The organism is Bacillus sp. MYb209 (assembly GCF_002975175.1).
Lineage (GTDB): Bacteria > Bacillota > Bacilli > Bacillales > Bacillaceae_G > Bacillus_A.
The window spans coordinates 1-18,190 of the sequence record NZ_PCNZ01000043.1; the positions used below are offsets into that span (position 1 = coordinate 1).

The 18,190-nt window shown below is 33.9% G+C and carries 19 protein-coding genes and 3 pseudogenes; 9 read left to right on the plus strand and 13 right to left on the minus strand.

What is annotated here, in order from left to right; translation table 11 throughout:
* Window positions 1–255 precede the first annotated feature (255 nt).
* Entirely contained in the window at window positions 256–1,239 is a 984-nt protein-coding gene (locus CQZ94_RS27940) for a DNA-binding protein (RefSeq protein ID WP_105588078.1), read from the plus strand.
* A gap of 706 nt (window positions 1,240–1,945) precedes the next feature.
* Here the strand turns inward: CQZ94_RS27940 and CQZ94_RS27945 are convergent.
* The 4 genes from CQZ94_RS27945 to CQZ94_RS27960 all read right to left on the minus strand — a co-directional run bounded on the left by CQZ94_RS27945 (window position 1,946) and on the right by CQZ94_RS27960 (window position 5,686).
* The gene (locus CQZ94_RS27945; protein WP_105588079.1) at window positions 1,946–2,170 is read right to left on the minus strand and encodes a hypothetical protein; all 225 of its coding nucleotides are present in this window, start codon (window positions 2,168–2,170) and stop codon (window positions 1,946–1,948) included.
* Window positions 2,171–2,260: 90 nt separating this feature from the next.
* Window positions 2,261–2,374 (minus strand): aspartyl-phosphate phosphatase Spo0E family protein, encoded by a 114-nt coding sequence (locus CQZ94_RS27950; protein ID WP_078177481.1) that lies wholly within the window; start codon window positions 2,372–2,374, stop codon window positions 2,261–2,263.
* 155 nt (window positions 2,375–2,529) lie between these two features.
* Window positions 2,530–5,127 (minus strand): bifunctional acetaldehyde-CoA/alcohol dehydrogenase, encoded by a 2,598-nt coding sequence (gene adhE, locus CQZ94_RS27955; protein WP_105588084.1) that lies wholly within the window; start codon window positions 5,125–5,127, stop codon window positions 2,530–2,532.
* A gap of 250 nt (window positions 5,128–5,377) precedes the next feature.
* The gene (locus CQZ94_RS27960; protein ID WP_002191917.1) at window positions 5,378–5,686 is read right to left on the minus strand and encodes a hypothetical protein; all 309 of its coding nucleotides are present in this window, start codon (window positions 5,684–5,686) and stop codon (window positions 5,378–5,380) included.
* 189 nt (window positions 5,687–5,875) lie between these two features.
* Here CQZ94_RS27960 and CQZ94_RS27965 point away from each other — a divergent pair, with 189 nt between their 5' ends.
* The 3 genes from CQZ94_RS27965 to CQZ94_RS27980 all read left to right on the plus strand — a co-directional run bounded on the left by CQZ94_RS27965 (window position 5,876) and on the right by CQZ94_RS27980 (window position 7,561).
* A complete protein-coding gene (locus tag CQZ94_RS27965; protein ID WP_002191918.1) occupies window positions 5,876–6,559 on the plus strand; it encodes an IS6 family transposase in 684 nt (227 codons plus the stop codon).
* 304 nt (window positions 6,560–6,863) lie between these two features.
* Window positions 6,864–7,055, plus strand: coding sequence for an HU family DNA-binding protein (locus CQZ94_RS27975; RefSeq protein WP_050551333.1), 192 nt, complete (start codon window positions 6,864–6,866; stop codon window positions 7,053–7,055).
* Between the two features lie 113 nt (window positions 7,056–7,168).
* Complete coding sequence (locus tag CQZ94_RS27980) at window positions 7,169–7,561, plus strand: hypothetical protein (RefSeq protein WP_002191919.1); 393 nt, start codon at window positions 7,169–7,171, stop codon at window positions 7,559–7,561.
* Window positions 7,562–7,608: 47 nt separating this feature from the next.
* On the opposite strand, the gene CQZ94_RS27985 is transcribed toward CQZ94_RS27980, so the two are convergent.
* The gene (locus CQZ94_RS27985; protein WP_105588080.1) at window positions 7,609–8,454 is read right to left on the minus strand and encodes a tyrosine-type recombinase/integrase; all 846 of its coding nucleotides are present in this window, start codon (window positions 8,452–8,454) and stop codon (window positions 7,609–7,611) included.
* A gap of 94 nt (window positions 8,455–8,548) precedes the next feature.
* On the opposite strand from CQZ94_RS27985, the pseudogene CQZ94_RS27990 reads away from it, so the two are divergent.
* A pseudogene (locus tag CQZ94_RS27990) lies at window positions 8,549–8,671 on the plus strand (undecaprenyl-diphosphatase); the annotation flags it as partial.
* A gap of 94 nt (window positions 8,672–8,765) precedes the next feature.
* On the opposite strand, the gene scfB reads toward CQZ94_RS27990, so the two are convergent.
* Both scfB and scfA read right to left on the minus strand, forming a co-directional pair.
* Window positions 8,766–10,172 carry a thioether cross-link-forming SCIFF peptide maturase gene (gene scfB / locus CQZ94_RS27995; RefSeq protein ID WP_105588081.1) on the minus strand — a complete coding sequence of 469 codons (1,407 nt, stop codon included), beginning with the start codon at window positions 10,170–10,172 and terminating at the stop codon, window positions 8,766–8,768.
* Between the two features lie 126 nt (window positions 10,173–10,298).
* Window positions 10,299–10,448, minus strand: a complete 150-nt coding sequence (gene scfA / locus CQZ94_RS28000; RefSeq protein WP_079999468.1) for a six-cysteine ranthipeptide SCIFF — start codon at window positions 10,446–10,448, stop codon at window positions 10,299–10,301.
* Between the two features lie 300 nt (window positions 10,449–10,748).
* Here scfA and CQZ94_RS28005 point away from each other — a divergent pair.
* Window positions 10,749–11,135, plus strand: a pseudogene (locus CQZ94_RS28005) (IS6 family transposase); the annotation flags it as partial.
* A 581-nt stretch (window positions 11,136–11,716) separates the two neighbouring features.
* Here CQZ94_RS28005 and CQZ94_RS32055 read toward each other — a convergent pair.
* The gene (locus CQZ94_RS32055; RefSeq protein ID WP_257149419.1) at window positions 11,717–11,848 is read right to left on the minus strand and encodes a hypothetical protein; all 132 of its coding nucleotides are present in this window, start codon (window positions 11,846–11,848) and stop codon (window positions 11,717–11,719) included.
* Window positions 11,849–11,992: 144 nt separating this feature from the next.
* On the opposite strand from CQZ94_RS32055, the gene CQZ94_RS28015 reads away from it, so the two are divergent.
* Both CQZ94_RS28015 and CQZ94_RS28020 read left to right on the plus strand, forming a co-directional pair.
* Complete coding sequence (locus tag CQZ94_RS28015; RefSeq protein ID WP_258166071.1) at window positions 11,993–12,256, plus strand: colicin E3/pyocin S6 family cytotoxin; 264 nt, start codon at window positions 11,993–11,995, stop codon at window positions 12,254–12,256.
* A gap of 16 nt (window positions 12,257–12,272) precedes the next feature.
* On the plus strand, window positions 12,273–12,818 hold the full coding sequence (locus tag CQZ94_RS28020) for a hypothetical protein (RefSeq protein WP_105588082.1): 546 nt from the start codon (window positions 12,273–12,275) through the stop codon (window positions 12,816–12,818).
* A 203-nt stretch (window positions 12,819–13,021) separates the two neighbouring features.
* On the opposite strand, the gene CQZ94_RS28025 is transcribed toward CQZ94_RS28020, so the two are convergent.
* The 3 genes from CQZ94_RS28025 to CQZ94_RS28035 form a co-directional block, all read right to left on the minus strand.
* On the minus strand, window positions 13,022–13,549 hold the full coding sequence (locus CQZ94_RS28025; RefSeq protein WP_002161807.1) for a DUF4352 domain-containing protein: 528 nt from the start codon (window positions 13,547–13,549) through the stop codon (window positions 13,022–13,024).
* Between the two features lie 299 nt (window positions 13,550–13,848).
* The gene (locus CQZ94_RS28030) at window positions 13,849–14,175 is read right to left on the minus strand and encodes a hypothetical protein (protein ID WP_017674599.1); all 327 of its coding nucleotides are present in this window, start codon (window positions 14,173–14,175) and stop codon (window positions 13,849–13,851) included.
* A 10-nt stretch (window positions 14,176–14,185) separates the two neighbouring features.
* A complete protein-coding gene (locus tag CQZ94_RS28035; protein ID WP_000551853.1) occupies window positions 14,186–14,392 on the minus strand; it encodes a helix-turn-helix transcriptional regulator in 207 nt (68 codons plus the stop codon).
* Between the two features lie 608 nt (window positions 14,393–15,000).
* Between CQZ94_RS28035 and CQZ94_RS28040 the strand changes: the two genes are divergently transcribed.
* Window positions 15,001–15,333, plus strand: a complete 333-nt coding sequence (locus CQZ94_RS28040) for a nitrous oxide-stimulated promoter family protein (protein ID WP_105588083.1) — start codon at window positions 15,001–15,003, stop codon at window positions 15,331–15,333.
* A gap of 367 nt (window positions 15,334–15,700) precedes the next feature.
* On the opposite strand, the pseudogene CQZ94_RS28050 reads toward CQZ94_RS28040, so the two are convergent.
* Both CQZ94_RS28050 and CQZ94_RS28055 read right to left on the minus strand, forming a co-directional pair.
* Window positions 15,701–17,136: pseudogene (locus CQZ94_RS28050) on the minus strand (IS4 family transposase).
* Window positions 17,137–17,358: 222 nt separating this feature from the next.
* A partial coding sequence (locus CQZ94_RS28055; RefSeq protein ID WP_105588085.1) for an amidase domain-containing protein occupies window positions 17,359–18,190 on the minus strand: 832 nt, incomplete at its 5' end.

Below are 18,190 nucleotides of genomic sequence, written 5' to 3' on the forward strand. Positions count from 1 at the left end.
TATAAAAATGAAAGTGTAAAACAACCATAGAAAATCTCCCATTTTCTATGGTTATTATCTAATTGATTTTTAAAATTATCTTTTATGTAATTTATAATTATATAAAAGATAATTTAATTAGAAAGTGAATTTTCATTTCATATATTTTAAAAAATAAATTAAGTTATGATTGTGTTATAATTAATTCACATTATATATTTTTATCAGTTTAACTTTACATAATAAAATTATTGATTTCACATAGGAGGAAAAGGTATGTTTGAAAGACAGGAAATAAATATGAATACGAATGAAGTAAAAGCTTATTTAGGAATTAGTAGCTTCATTTTTAGTACTCTTATGAAACAAGGACAATTAAATCCAATTAATCGAGAGACCTGGCGTTTAGATGGTAGCTTTTTATTTAAGCGAGAAGACATAGAAAATTTGAAAGAAGATCGTGAAACAGAAGGAATTACCTTATATCAGGCAGCAAAAGATTATAATGTGAGCATGTATCAACTTGAAAAGTGGATAGAAGAAGGAGATTTGACTTGTACTATACAGAAACATCGTAATCGTGAGACTAAATTTGTAAATGAGGAAGAAATACACGGATTGGTACAGCAATTGGATCAGGCTAATACGCTGTATACATTCTCACAAAAATATAATGTAGTATTGTTCCAAAAATTTATGGAAGGTAATAAATTAGCACGCATTATATCCATTCCGAAGCGCGGGGATATTGTGCTTATTGATGAGTTTGGAAACAATATGACACTAGAAGATGCAATTAAAATGGGGTATAAGCCTGCATATATTTTATCCGATAAACCAAGAAGTCATCACCAAAAGTTTGTAAAGTTTCGTTTTCCTAAATCAAATCAATTACGAAGTAACATTTTTCACTTAATTGACTTGGTACTACAGTATGTATCACCAAGAAATATTAAGGTTTCTGAGGAAGATGGTTTTTGGTACTTTGATGTTCGTCAATCCATTATTCAATTACCAATGCAAATGCAGGTAGAATGGATTGATTGTTTAACCCCATATATAATAGAAGGAAAACTAACAAGACGTGTTAATAATAGCGTGTATTTAGATAGCAGCAGCGTAACTAAATCAGTAACGATTACAAGCAATGAATACCATTCAATTACAAAAATTGTAAAAGAGACGAACAGTTCTATTGAAGAATTTATTGCAAGCGCAATCCGAGATAAAATTAATCAACATATGTTGTATAAACACTAAAAGCTTCATCACATTAGAAAGATGCCAATAAAAAAAGAACCACTGTACTTCTAGTGGTTCTCTTTTTGTTGCAATAATCTACAAATGTTTTAAAAATAGAAGTACATTCTATTAATCAGATAAATCAGACGATTACATTCTAGCATGATTCCAGTTATCTGAAATGTATGAGCAAAAATACATTTTCATACGAGATTTTTATTGAAATTACAAAATACTCATCAGAATTGATTGTAAGCAATGATAATTATCGTTGGTATAATTGTATTGTTATTATGCTTAAGAATGTTTAAAGGTGAATCTGATAATTGATTTTTTGTGATGTACAGAAAAAATCAATTATCACATCCTTTTATTTTCACACTAGAACCTAAAAAGAGGTTCTAGTACAAAGTTTCTTAATAGAAAAAGTTATGTTGCAAAAAGAATTGGGCCTATTAATTATATGAAGAGAGGCATGTATTGTGTTGCTAGACAAAAATACTTGATACACCAATGTTTACCGTAACTTACTTTAAATTAGTTTACATAAGATATATTATCGGTAGCAAAGAAAAAGGCGAATCCCTTACTTCCATAAGGGATTCGCCTTTTTTTCTTTTTATCAATCTATGCAATTTTTTATACATTCCTATCATAGTGTGAGTTTTCGGGTTCTCGTTTGTTATTGGATTAGCCAAAAAGCTGTATAAAATCTTGCATGCTCTTAGCGTCGTTTTTTTCCGAAATGCTGGCGGTACCCCATGCCCATCAAGCTAAGATTTTCAGAAACCTCCCATAACAAAAATTTTACCTTTTCACAGTTATTCATAAGAGTTCGGCTCATTTTTTCTATTTTTGGGCCTTTATTTTTCTTAAGTTGATGGGTATGGGCTACGCCCTGCGCACGCTTGAGGAAGGAGAATTCTTTCGGGTAATCCGTTAAAATCAAAAAATACTCTCCTACTTTTAGGAGAGTATTTTTTGATTTATTATATATCTTAATTATTTATATTTTATTTCTTTTTTATATAAATCTGATTTATTTTGTTTTTTTATTAGATTTTATCAAATCATTTAGTAAAGAATCTAATTCCCTACTAAAAAAAAGTACCTTTTCATGAGTGAATCCATACTGTTTAACAAGCGATATCAATTCTTTTTTTTTTCAATCACCTGATCTAACTTCTTACAATTAGACATATTTTTTATACACTCCCATATTACCTAAATAAAGGTCATCAAGGCGGAATTTCTTCAGACATCAAATACAAAATCTATGAACTAAAAAAGATATACACACTGAATTTATTACACACCTTGATATGCTTGTTTATATACTTCTCTTAATTCTGAAATCAATGGCAGTTTCGGATTTGCTGGTGTACATTGATCTTCAAATGCTCTTTCTGATAAAACATCCACAACATTTTCAAATGCTTCTTGTTTTACCCCTTGTCCTGCAATGCTCATATTAATATTTAATTCTTTCCCAAGACTGATAATTGCTTGTACAAGTGATTCCACACCCTCTTCTACGGTACTCGCTGGCAATCCCAGTGCTCTTGCAATATCTGCATAACGTTCATCTGCTACAAAGTGCTCATATTTTGGGAACAATGCATGTTTTCTCGGTTTAATAGCATTATATCGAATTACATGCGGCATTAAGATCGCGTTAGCGCGTCCATGCGGAATGTGAAATTCTGGTCCAAGTTTATGTGCCAAACTATGATTAATACCAAGAAATGCATTTGCAAACGCCATACCTGCAATTGCAGAAGCATTATGCATTTTCTCACGTGCCTTTTCATCATTTCCATCTTTATATGCTCTCGGTAAATATTTAAATACGAGATCAATTGCTTTTAAAGCCAACCCATCTGTATAGTCATTTGCCAAAATAGACACGTATGCTTCAATCGCATGTGTTAGCACATCCATTCCAGTGTCCGCTGTTACATGAGGTGGCACTGTCATGACAAACTGTGGATCGATAATCGCTACATCTGGTGTTAATTCATAATCGGCAAGTGGATATTTTATATTATTTTTTTTATCTGTAATAACTGCAAATGGTGTCACTTCTGACCCTGTTCCCGACGTTGTTGGAATCGCAACAAATTGTGCTTTTTGCCCTAGTGTTGGAAATTTACATGTACGTTTTCTAATATCTAAAAACTTTTGTTTTATTCCAAAGAATTTTGTTTCTGGATATTCATAGAATAGCCACATTCCTTTTGCTGCATCCATCGCTGAACCTCCGCCCAATGCAATAATTACATCAGGTTTGAAACTTCTCATCATCTCAGCGCCCTTGAAAACTGTTTCATCTGATGGGTCTGGTTCTACCTCTGAGAAAACACCTACTTTTACATCATTTAAATGTTGTTGTAAGTAATGTGTAACTGTATCTACATATCCTAGTTCTACCATTCCTGGATCCGTTACAATGAATGCTCGTGAAATGTTTGGCATCTTAGCTAAATATTGTGTCGCATGTTTTTCAAAAAAAACCTTAGGCGGTAATTTGAACCATTGCATATTATTTTTTCTATTCGCCAAACGCTTTACATTTATTAAATGTGTAGCTGTTACGTTTTGTGAAACAGAATTCTTACCGTATGATCCACACCCTAATGTTAAAGATGGAATAAATGCGTTATATATATCACCAATTCCACCTTGTGATGACGGTGAATTTACAATAAGACGACAAGCTTTCATTCGTAAACCAAATTGTTTTTGTACTTCTTTATTTGTGGAATGGATAACCGCTGAATGCCCTAAGCCACCCATATTTAACATTTCCTCACAGTATTTAAATCCTTCTTCTCGTGAATTTGCTTTGATACAAGCTAATACTGGGCTTAATTTTTCACGCGATAGTGGATATTCTGCACCCACTCCCTTAATTTCAGCTACAAGTATTTTTGTATCTTCTGGTACCTTAATGCCTACTAATGATGCAATATAATGTGCTGATTTCCCAACGATATCACTATTTACTGCACAAGTATCTTCATTAATGACAAGCTTCTCTAATTTTTTTCTCTCTTCTTCTGTAACAAAATAACAATTGTTGTCTTGCATTTCTTTCTTTACACCATTATAGATTTCTTTATCTACAATAATCGCTTGCTCTGAAGCACAAATCATACCATTATCAAATGTTTTTGATAAGATTAAATCATTTACAGCGCGTTTTACATGTGCCGATTTCTCTAAATAACAAGGTACATTCCCAGGTCCTACTCCTAAAGCCGGTTTCCCAGTAGAATATGCTGATTTCACCATTCCAGCACCTCCGGTTGCAAGAACAAGTGCAACCCCCTCATGGTTCATTAATCTTTTTGTTGCCTCAACAGAAGGTTTTTCGATCCATTGAATGCAATTTTCTGGTGCCCCTGCCTTAATTGCTGCATCACGTAAAACTTTAGCCGTTGCAACAGAGCATTGCTGCGCAGATGGATGGAAAGCAAAAATGATTGGGTTTCTTGTTTTCATTGCAATTATTGCTTTAAACATAGTAGTTGAGGTAGGATTAGTTACTGGTGTCACACCAGCAACTACACCCACTGGTTCGGCAATTTCAATAACTTCTTCATGTGGATCTTCATGGATAATCCCTACAGTCTTATCTTTTTTTATGCTATGCCAAATATATTCAGTCGCAAATATATTTTTTGTACATTTATCCTCATACACACCTCGGCCAGTTTCCTCAACCGCCATTTTTGCCAATGGCATATGTTGATCTAATCCAGATAGTGCCATTTCATGAACAATATGATCTACGTGCTCTTGAGTATAAGATTCCAGCGCTTTTAGTGCTTCTTTTCCATTTCCAACTAAAGTATTAACAATTTCCTGTACTTCTTTTCCATCTTCAATTACTACATTGACCATTGCTTGTACTTCTTTTTCATCTGTCTTGTTTGTCATATTAAAGCCTCCAGATCACTATAAAAATAGATTTAAAATGTTGGAACTTATTATTTTCCTCTTGCATATTAAGTAAAAGCTTAAATAATGTGAAGTATTTCACAAATAATAATGTGAAGTTTTTAACTACTCTTACTATACATGAAATAACTAATTTTTTTTGTGTATTATTTGTGAAACATTTCACAAATAATATAATAATTCTAATCAACAATTACTTATTTACACAATCAATGTATACAATTACATTGTCAGTTGTATTATTTCTCAATTCAATGTATACCTTAGCATTGAGATACAATATTTGTTGATGCCTTAATATCTCGATTTCATTATCAATTATAGCCATTATTTCACCAAAAACTGCATACATACATATATCCTTGTTCAACTGTTTTGGTATGACAACACTACCTGATGGGTTAATAAAAAAAAATGTTGGAAATGTATTTTCAGTTTTATTAATAATTGTTTTGAACACTTCATCATTTAATCCCATAGGTGTTACATTTTTTAATTGCATAAATATCACTCCTTTTCATTTATAAAAAATTAAATAAAGTATAATCTATTTTTATAAACTTGTAGCTATGATCTCGACTTTGCCTATAAGTTTATAACGGTTCTGGTGCAAAAACTATAAGGCTCATGTGACGAATCTTCGAAACTTGGACATACTGATACTAGTACTTTAAAAAAGGACGTGATTAGTATGGAAAAGCAAAACTTATTCAAGTGGAAACACTATCAGCCTGAACTCATCTTATTAATAGTAAGATGGTACCTGCGGTACAATTTAAGCTTTCGTAACCTGGTGGAAATGATGGAAGAACGAGGAGTATCAATCGCTCACACAACCATTATGCGTTGGGTTCATCAATATGGGCCTCAATCAGAAGAGAAAGTACGATATCATCTTAAATCAACAAATGACTCATGGAGAGTTGATGAAACCTATATCAAAGTAAAAGGTCAATGGATGTATTTATATCGTGCTGTAGATTCCGAAGGGAACACCATTGATTTTTATCTAAGTAAATCAAGAGATAAACAAGCAGCCAAGCGCTTTTTCAAGAAAGCCTTGGCTTTTTCGTATGTTTCTAAACCTCGTGTGATAACATTAGATAAGAACCCCGCTTATCCTGTAGCAATTCGAGCGTTGAAAGAAGAAAAGCATATGCCTGAAGGCATAGAGCTAAGACAAGTTAGATATCTCAATAACATAGTGGAACAAGATCATCGTTTTATTAAGAAACGTGTGCGTTCTATGTTAGGGTTCAAGTCTTTTGGCACAGCTACATCCATTCTTGCAGGAGTGGAAGCTATGCATATGATTAAAAAAGAACAGATTAATTTACGGGATCTGGACTTATCCCCGTCAAGTAGACAACTGTAAAAAAGACTATGCAGCCATCGAAATTCGATATTCGATCGGAGCTCGATGATTGAGTCGTTTTTGGAATCGTTTGTAGTTATAATGATAGATGTATGTTACCACGGAGGATTAAGTAAAGGAAATATTAATGATCAGATTCAAAAAGTAATTTCATATTAAATTTCTAGAACCTTCTTCAACTATCTGGCGCTTTAATGGAGCAACGAAAAAAGCCTAATTTCTCAATTTTAATGAGAAATTGGGCTTTTTATATTTACTTATAGTGCAAAATAGCGCTTAAAATAGGTGCAAAATAACTCCTAAAGTGACATTCAGTGATACAAGTAATATTGGACCAAATCGCAAAATCTTTACAGCAAGGAGAAAAAGTACAGTTGCTTGGTTTTTGAGGACATTCGAAGTCCAGGAACTTGCAGAGCGCAACGGTCGTAACCCCAAAAAAGGAGAAGCGATGACGATTCTTTCTTCAAAATTACCAGCTATTAAAACAGGCTAAGAACTTAAATATATGATAAAGTAAAAAAGTATTTCCCTACATATTAGGAGAATACTTTTTTTAAGGAACTTTAAAACTCACACATACCCTATACAGTAAAGGAAGTTTGGTACATGCAATTTTCTATAGATGCGATTCGTAATTTCCTCATACAAGATATGGAATCTTATCGTGAAATGATCCTACAAGAAAATGATTATGATAATATGAAATGGAGTTACACTACATTCATTGATATGAATAATTACCTAAAGAAAACAAATATGGATCAAGAGGAAATTCAAGAGTTATTATCGGTGAGCCGTGAAGGGATCTCTTTTGGTTCGGTAACAACACGTGATATGCTCTTTATACATTCTCTTACTAGTCCAAATCGATGTTTGGAACTAGTAGAAACCTATAAATTGTTGGAACGAACAAACGAATACGTTCCAAATATGAAAGATGAATTGCAATGGCTCAAAGATCGATGGGAAAAAGGATTTTATATTTTTCTTAATCAATAAATACGTTGTATTTATAAAAGTGCTTACCATAGCAAATATAGGAAGAGTCAAAGAATACGAATATAGCTTAGAAAAAAGCAAATCTTCTTAAAAGAGAAGTTTGCTTTTTTCTTATTCCCCCTTTTCGAGGGGATGGGAAAAAACACCCAGATTTCAGTTAGAAATTTTGGTGCATCATCGTCATAGCTCCAACGGTATGTCCCACGAGTAAAGTCAAAAGCAATAAAAAATGGATCTTTGCTGTGGTATTTAGCACGAACAGGTTCAGGAATGGTTTTATAGTAATGGTATAAATGTAATTTATCTTCTTCTTTTAAATGGATTGTACGATTTATTTTTGATTCTTCAGGAATAGATAGCGTATTACTCTCGAAATGAACATGTTTCATTTGCAAAGGTACAAGTTCTTGTAAAGATAATCCGTAGTCCAGGAGTAGGATTATAATAGAAAGATTACGTTCTAATAGCATAGGGCGTGTAGAACTTTGCTTTTCTGTTAGGCCTTCTAATGAAGAAACTACTTGTTTTAGGCGTTTCTCCTCTTGTGGAGAAATGAAATCTTCTTTGCGCAATGCACGATTAGGTGGATCTATGTGAATAACACCTTCTATCGGGCTTGGTAAATCTAAGTATTCATACAACCTGTTTAGGACGATGTATATACGGTGTACAGTTTTATCAGAGTATTGGCGTTCTTCTTTTAAGTAGTCAAAAAATTCTTTGAAATCATTTTTGTGTAGTGATTCCCAAGTGTTATCGTTCGAGAATTTTTTTGATTGGTGCAGCCATTGAATGAAGCTTTCCACATCGTAAATATATCGTTTAATTGTAGAAGGTTTTCTTCCTTTGTTTGATAAATAAGAAGAGAAGCCTTGTATGAAAAGCAACTCCAATTGTTAGACTGTGTCTAACAATTGGGGTGCACTTCACTTTTGGGATTCTTTTTTTAAAATTTACTCACACAAATGATCTGCATATCAATCAAGTATTTCAGCGTTATTTTCGTATTGGTTAGTACCGAAATTTTCTTTTATCACACAATTACTTATTTTATATGAAAGATTAGAGCAACAAGTTTTACCATTAAAAAACAAATTAAAGGGATTTTGAGTATATAATTATAAAAAAGTAAAATATCTTCAAAGAGGCTGAGCATAAATCGAATTTTCGACTTATGTCTCAGTCTCTTATAATATCTATGTGCTTATTCAGCCACAGCTTGTTTGCTTTTTTTCATAGCTCTTATGGATTCGGCTACTTTAACCATCATGGAACATTCTACTCTCTTACGGAAGATGTCACAACTGAAATCGTAGATTCCATTGATGGAGCCGGTTGCGTGCAACGCGTTAGCAGGGCAACCGCCACTGCAGTAAAGTTTCGCCCAGCAGTCCTGGCATTCCGACTTCGAGTAGCAGTTGCTCTCTTTAAATTGGCATTGCGTCTCTTGTTGTGTAATCCCATCCCAGATGTTTCCCATACTGTATTCGTTATCCCCGATGAACTGGTGGCAAGGGAAGAGCTCGCCCCATGGTGTGACAGCGAGATATTCGATTCCTGATCCGCAGCCGGAAATTCTCTTTTGAATGCAAGGGCCTTCTGAGAGGTCAAGCATGTAGTGATAAAAAGTGAAGCCATTACCTTCTTCCTCACGCTTTAGCATTTCCTTGGCAAGAATTTCGTACTGGTTATAAATATCTGGAAGGTCCTTTTCGGTGAGTGCATATGGTTCCCGGGGATCACAGATGACCGGTTCCATCGAGAGCTTGTCGAAACCAAGATCTGCGATATGAAAAATGTCATTGGTGAAGTCAACGTTATTGTGAGTATAGGTTCCACGCACATAGTATTCTTTATCTCCACGTTTTTCGACGAATTCTTGGAACTTGGGAACAATATAATCGTAGCTCCCCTTTCCAGTTACTGTTTTACGAAGGTGATCGTGGACTTCTTTTCTTCCATCAAGACTCAATACGACATTGTACATTTCTTTATTCAAAAAATCAGTGATTTCATCGTTTAGCAACATGCCATTTGTAGTAAAGGTGAAGCGAAACGTTTTTTTGTACTCTTTTTCTTTGCTTCTTGCGTAAGCGACAATCTGTTTTACGACTTTCCAGGCCATAAGCGGCTCTCCGCCGAAGAAGTCGATGTCGAGGTTTCGGTGGTGACCGGAGTTTTCCAATAGGTAATCGATAGCTCTTTTGCCGACCTCATAGCTCATAATTGCTCTGCTTCCATTGTATTTTCCTTGGCTGGCAAAGCAGTATTCGCATGATAAGTTACATGTGTGTGCGACGTTGAGGCAGAGGGCCTTTACATAAGTTTGGCGATTTCTTAAATCAATTGAGAGACTCTTATATTCATCCTCAGCAAAGAGTTGCCCATCATTTTTTAGCTCTTCGATATCTGCAATGGTTTCTCGAATGTCCTTCTCAGAGATATCGGAATCATGTACGTATTTTTCTAGCATCATTGTTATGATTTCTTCTGCAGGAGTAGTCTCATAAAGCGCGATGATTTCATAGGCGAGATCGTCGACAACATGTACTGATCCACTGTAGGTATCGAGTACGATGTTGTATCCGTTTAGTTTATATTGATGAATCATATTTAATAATCAAACTCCTTTTATCTATAAAGTGAAACTTTCATTAATGGGACTTTTACTTCTTGTTAATACGGGATAAAAATGGCCGCCCATCTGGGAGCAGTTGGGCGGTACGTTTCTTGTTTTCTATCTGTTCATTGTGTTTTCACATTTTTGATTTGCAACTCCGCAAGATGTCTTGCAAGCTGATTGGCAAGATGTTTGGCATGCACCACATCCACCATGTTTTACTGTATCTGTCAGTTTACGAGTACTTAGTGTTACGATTCTTTTCATAACGTATAACTCCTTTTTTAAAATATTTTTAAGAAACAAGTATAAGGTTTGTGAATGTTTTCACATTAGAAACTACAATTTGCGAAAAATTTCACATTAATTCCAGTAATAATTTTAACAACACCTTTGGTTCACGTCAATCATTCGTGATGTTTTGATACCAAAAGATAATTCTTTATGATAAGGGTGTGGTGGTTTCTGCCCCATTTGTTTCTCCTTATGTCATAGATAAGACGGTTCTGTTGCAAAGTTCTCTAAAACACATTACATTTTAGAAAAAATGAGTAGGAGCACGACAAGATGAGATATTTTAAAGGAAAACAGTTTAAGAAAGATATCATTTTAGTAGCCGTTGGCTACTATTGTCGTTTTTCTCTAAGCTATCGTGATGTGTCTGAAATTCTGAAGGAACGTGGTGTTTCCGTTCATCCCACAACGATTATGCGCTGGGTACATGAATATGGCAAACTGATATATCAGATTTGGAAAAAGAAAAACAAAACGGTACAATTATCTTGGCATTTGGATGAAACCTATATTAAAGTCAAAGGAACATGGTGTTATTTATATCGTGCCATTGACAAAGAGGGGCAAATGCTTGATATTCAACTGCGTAAAAAGAGAGATACACAAGCTGCATATGCTTTTATGAAAAGACTGGTTCGCACTTATGGAGAACCAACGGTTCAGATTCATAATTATGTATTATTTGTACTAATTTTACTAGAGGAAACTCATTCAAAAATGGAGGAGTGGAGAAATAACAGTTGTTATGTTTATGGAAATGTTAGAGCTAAATAAAAACACGTTTTATAAAATAATGAAGGAATATGAAGAAGAAAAGTAGCATCTCTCCTATAAGAAATGCTACTTCGCCCCTAGTTGTAAGAACACTGGTACTACCCCATGCCCATCAACTTAAGGGAAATAAATATCCCCAAAACGAAAAAATGAGCTGACTTCTCAAAGTAATTACCTGTAGAGAAAGAAGATTTTCATTTACCCTTACTTAGTAAATCGTTGTTCTCACACTATTTTATAAATTATCGTTCTTTATTTTAAATTAACAGCAATACAAGGAATGAATATACAAATAAAAACGCGCAATGAATTACAGAAATTATTAATAGTTTCATATTATTCGACCATTCTCAATGCAGTTCTTTAAGTTTGAAAACCTTGCTTTAGAACCGAAATACTCTCTTTTTAATGTAGTTAAAAACTTTCATATTTTCGTTAGTTTGATAGCACTAGGGATAGTCTCCCTATTAATATTCAAATGGTAGGTCAGAAAAAACCTGTCCTTTCTCCTCTTCATGACCTTCACCACATAATATCGCAGCCGGTATAATTAATCCTTCCGTTAACGAAAGCTCTATCATTTCTTCTTTACTTTGCATATTTTCCACCTCGCATATCATAAAATATCATATTAAGATGGAATGGTTTGTCTAATCGTGTCGAAAAAACAGAAGAATATATTTCATCAAATTTTTTCTGTAAATTTAAATTTACAGTCTATTTCTGGTTATTTGTGACGGGTAATGTGTGTCATTGCTGAAATAAAAACAGTTTCTCGGGAGGTTGCAAATCAAAAAGGTTGGAAAAAAGATAATAAACGAACTAAAATGAACAAGAGAGAAGTATATTATGATAAAAAAACAGATACTTATTACGCTATAGATACACAACACGGAAGATTTGAAGTAGTTAATAGTAAAGGGAAACATCAAGGAGAGGTAGATTTCAATTTGAATCAAACGAAACCTGCAGATAAATCTGGAGGGCATGATTTAATAATGAGTTAAAAGAAGGGATTTAGTCATGAATGAATTATTAAAAAGAGCAATACAACAATTTTATGTAAATGAAGATAAAGATGCATATTTGTTAAAATGTGAAAGCAAAATTGAATTACCAATAGAATTACAATCATTCACAAGCAACAGTAATATTCTTACTACATCTGTTAAAAATAATGTGATTTGGCCAGCAGAAAAATATATATTTGATTTTAAACCATATAAAACAGATAATTTAAAAGTTGACTACAGCAGTACTTTATTAATTTCAAAGTTGGCGCCCGTGTTTTACTTTCAACATGAATTTTCAGTTGACTGTCCTGATGATACGTCACTCCTGTCCACTTTAGATGGAGATAACACACAGGCCTATACGATTCAACAATTGGAATTCGAACAACAAGTTATTCAATCTTTAACATCGAAAAATTATACAGAACTATCCTATGCAGAAGTAAATGAGGTTGTTATGGATCTCAAATTCCCAGAGGGTGTAACTTTCTTTGGCCCTCAGGTGACTGTAGAATATGCTCTTTTTCATGATGTTTTAGATATTTGTCCAGATTAATGAAATTTTAAATAGTAAAAAGTCGTAGGTAATGGTTCCTACGACTTTTATTATTGAATTTTTTTCCAGAATGACCCCTCATACCCAGAATCGTTTCCGTACCCCTTGATGGGCATTTGGCGATACCCCATTAATTAGATATAGTATGTGAAATTTTTAAAAAAGACACTCAATTCGAGTGTCTTTTCTTTTTGTAGATATTATTATTGAAGATTTACTCGAACTTCTTCTTCTGATAAGGAAATTGGTTTGAAGATTAATTGAAGCTTAGGATCTCCTTGTTTTGATTCGAAAGCAATAGTTCCAGTTATTTTCCCATTTTGTGCAAGTTTTCCAAAATTCAATTGAGTATCTTGGTTAATCATAGTTAACGTTGGGTCTACAATATTTCCTTCACTGTTTTGTAAACTGAAATCGTGAGCATTATAATGTATTTCTTCTTCGCCGCCATTTTCTATAGTTACATTAGCGATTAAAAATTCATGACCCTCTTTAGGTTTATCGAATTCTCCACCTGGAGACTTTTCAACATTTGTAACAGTTAATTTGTGATTTCCAAGTTTAATTGTTTCGCCAACTTTAAATTTTTTTTTCTCTTCTTTCTTTTCAGTTGTTTGTTCTGTTTTTGTATCATTTGATACTTTCTTGGCAGTTTCTTCTGTATCACTACATCCCGCTAGACTTATAGCAAGCGCTCCAGTTATAACGAGTGTACCCATCTTCTTATACATTTCGTTTCCTCCAATTATGTAAAATGTATGATTCCTGAACTATCATAACAAATATGGTTACAACTTTTTTGTCAGATTATGTCGAACATAAATAAAAAAAGAGAGCATAAGCTCTCAGATGGAAAATGTTTCTTCTACAAGGGGTCACCATACATGCCCATCAACTTAAGAATTTGCTTTACCCCCAAGTGTAAAAAAAACGCCATCCTTTCCTATAAGTCTACAGAAAGAAAGCGTATTTTTTCATTTTAAGGGGTATTTTATTTTGTTAGCTTGATAGTGATGTGGCGGTATCCCAATTAGGAATGTCGGAAATATGAGACGGAAGCCCCAACAACATATCCTACTAAGCATATAAGAAAGATATCCCCACCGTTACCTAAGAAAACATTAGATTGTATTTTTGAAGGATTCACTAACTCATTAAAATAAGGGATAATATTCATTAATCTAAAGAACGCATATAATATTATAAATTGCCAACTAGTTAGTGTAGCATCTTTTAAAATTATTTTTTGACGCTCATCTTCTTTAGAAAATCCCGTTTCATCACCTGATATTCGTTTAGTAAATGTTATAATCAACGAAACCAAAATCCCTGCAATTATTACAATAATAATATTCATAAAACTATCCTCATTTCCTATAAGTTTTTTGATAAATAAAGAGTGTATCCACTGTAGAATCTAAAATAAATGCAATACTGAATGCTAATTCTAAACTAGGATCATATTTATTATTTTCAATAGCATTTATTGTTTGTCTACTTACATTACACATTTCTGCCAATTTCCCTTGAGAAATACCTTTATGTTCTCTAAACTTTTTAATTTGGTTATGCATCTCAAATACCTCATCTTTTTTGATGATATGTAAAATATGTTTTACATATCATATAATAAATAAAAAACGGATATGTGTCAAATATTTTTTACATATATCCGTTTTAATATTAGGGGTCACCATACATGGGGGTACAGCCGAGATACGTGTAAAAATAGGTCATAGCCTTACTTTTTTTTCTAACTATGACCTATTGAGCTTATAGGGGGGGGCACCAACATTTCGCGGATTCCGTACGCTAAGGCTGAATTACTTGATATAAAAGTAAGCGTCAAACTGTCCCCACATACCAATAGAATCAGTTCCATGTCATAATCTCCTTACGTACAAGACGGAAAGGAGATTTTTTATGGCTAAAATAGATCAATCAATAGCGTGGAAGAATCGATTGGTTTAAGCATCCGAAGCTCGTAAGAAAAAGAAAGATGTTTATTTAAGTCTTAATGCGTTCGCTTTTACTGTTGGTTATGATTGGTAGGGACATTCTCCATTAATAATTCGTAGGAAAGAGATAAAAATTAGAAAAACTGTCAATGAAAATTCATGTAAACCCTCTAAAAAAGTCTTACAATCAAAGCAGAGAGACTTTGGAACGGGAGGCACTAGCCATGAATCGAATTGAACGTGAAGAGAAAACAATTAGCATTATGATTGATATGTATTGTAAAAACGGACATAAACAAGATACTATATGTGAAGAATGTCAGAAGTTAAAAGAGTATGCTTATTTTCGTTTATCAAACTGTCCATTTCAAGAGAAGAAGCCAGCATGTCAAAATTGCAAAATTCATTGTTATAAACCAGATATGAAAGATTTCGTTAAGGATGTTATGAAGAAGAGCGGACCGAAAATGATTTTAAAACATCCATATTTCGCGGTCATGCATGTTGTTGACACAATGAAGAAGGCTCCTGACTTACCGAAAAGAAAAAAGTGCTAAAAGAAAAAACGGGTTGTCTAACAAGCCCGTTTTTTCTTTTATTAACGTAAACGACGAATAGACCTAAAAAATCAATTTTATTATATCTTTAGGTCTATTTGTCGTTTACATATAAAAAGGATTTAGCAATAGGAGCCAAAAACGGACGTTTAAGGAACTTTCTTAACGTACGGTAAAACCAAGTTTTTGAACTTAGGAATTCCTTAGCGTACGAAATTCGCGAAATGTTGGCGAGACCCCATGCCCATCAACTTAAGGATAGAAACTCCACGGTTTTCCATTAATTGAAATGAACAAACTTTTAAACAGTATTATCCTCTTAAAAATGAGCATACGAAATAAACCCTAACGGGTTTCATTTTTTTACTTATGCAACTTTTTTTTGTTTTCTATATCCACTATACTCATAGATAACACCCATAATATCAAAGATAGTTTTCTTCTCATATCGATGAGATTTCCGGCCATTTTTCTTTAGTAGGGTAAACAGGCAGATTAAAACCTTTGTTATTATATGGGTGTTTCTCTGTATCGCTTGATATAACAGGGATAGATGATCTTGAATCATCCCAATTGCTTTATATTCACTTAGTTCTCTTTTGTGCTTTCGCAACAGAAGTTGGCGCATCTTAAACATCGTGGAAGAACAGATAAAAATGGCAATGAGTTTTCCATACACATGGCATTCTAATCGCTCTTGTTTGATAGTTTGCCAGTGATGAATTTGAAATAGAGATTTCCACGTTTTAAATATGATTTCGATCTGCCAGCGGAGGGAGTAAAAATCATGGATTTGTTCCATCGCAACCATCTCCCAAGGCGTATTCGTAACATATATGTTGATACCCGTTAATCGTTTACTCTTTTCTGAAAATGTAATCCCCTTTTTACTTTCGGTATAGCTTTGTTTTTTCTACGTTCCAGTATTTGTTCCTCTGTTAATCGGTAGATAATTACTCTTGTAAATAATCTTTGTTTCTTGCCAATATACGCCTCTTTTATTTCATACGTTTGTCCTGGTTTTAACGTGTGCATAATGTTCTCTAAATCAACTTGGATATATTGTGACTGTTTTTTGATTGTCCCATTTCGAAAGTATTCCGGAAACGGATTTTTCGTATAGACAGTATGGTTTAATTTAAGTCTTGATATATAGCACACGCCACGTTGGTCCATTTGATCTAAGTCTTCCAATGAAAAATAACCCAAATCGCGAATACAGAAATCTCCTGGGCGTAAGGTATCTAAACAATCTGTTCCAAATGTTTTATCATTATTTTTTCCAGGCCCTACCTGGAAGTTTAAAAACTGTCCGCTGTGTAAGTCATATTCTAATTGAATCTTGATACCTGCTGTTTGTGCACAACCACCTGATCCAGGATATACATGAGCTAAATGTTTCGGTACTTGGAAAATCGTCGCATCTAAAATACGAATTCGTTGAAAATAGGTTAATGATGAGCTTGAAGTTACTGATGTTTCGCAAACTTTACTTTGCCATAATGCAGAAAAAATATGTTTTAAAAACTTAACAGCTTTTTTATTAAAGCGCTTATTGAGTCCTTCAGGACTCATGAGGATTCCTGTGGCTGCATGTAATTGGCCACATAATCGAACGAGAGAATCGCTCGCTATCCGTTGACTCACCCAAATACAAATTGTAGCTAATTCATTCCCTGAAAACTTTCGTTTTCTTTTCACAAAACCCAATTCTCTCGCGAGTTCTTCCAAAATAGAAGGTGTTAAATGTTGATGAAGCTCTTCAGCAAATAGTTGTAATTCATCTTGAATCGAGAGATTCATAAAAAACGTCATCCTTTCTCAATCAGCTTGTTTAGAAAGAATAACGTTTTTTTACACTTGGAGGTAGTGAAGATTTTTAAGTTGATGGGCATGTTTCCTTACCCCTATTAAATAATTTATTTTTGCACCAGAACAAAAAAGATGCCACTCCTCTTGGGAGAAATAGCATCTTTTTTAAATAATGAGGTTTAATTGACTATTGCAATAGCTATTGTTTACACATTATGATCGCGTAAATTGTAGAATAAGCAGTTTAGATTTTTTTACTTTAGGATCACTGTCTAAAATATATCCAATTTCATCATTTTTTCTGTCGCCACTATGCTGACTAATTTGGAAACTACCTGGTGATTTATGTGTAACCATTAAACTGTGCCATTTACGGCCAGTTTCATCATTGCGATATTGAATAACGTCCCCAACATTAGCATTACCTTCTAATGCTTTAGGGCTATAAGTCTCATAAGTTGGTACTCTAGAAGACCAGTAATTATAGAAGTTTTCAACCACAGTCCAAGTATGAGAAGCTTTAAATACCGAACGATTTCCAGTTGCATTTGGCACAACTACACTGTACCAATATGTATTACCTGGTAATAAATCAGCAGTTGAGAATGAAATGTTGTTTAATTTATTCATACCTTTACCACCAGCATTTACAGCTTGTGAAACGAAATTTGTGCAATCTCCGCCACCGCCAAAAATACCACCGCTATAATCGCCAAAGTTAGGGTTTCTGCCCTTTGCCCATTTCACTGCGTAACTAGCAGCTGCGCTTCCACTATATCCTGAACGTGCTGCAGCCATTTTCGGAGCTCGGTTTACTTGTTCTATTTTTGCTGCTGCTTCTTCTGTTTGAACTTCTTCTTTAATTTGTCCAATTGTTTTCTGTGCCACAGGTTTCATGCTAAATTCTTTCGGGTTAGACTTAGCCGTTAAAGACTGAGTTTTTGACGTATCCGCAGTAGAAGCTGCATATAAGGATTTTTCATGTAAATACTCAGCAGCATATCCTAAAATTTGATCATATTGAAGGTGTTTTTCCAATTCTTTA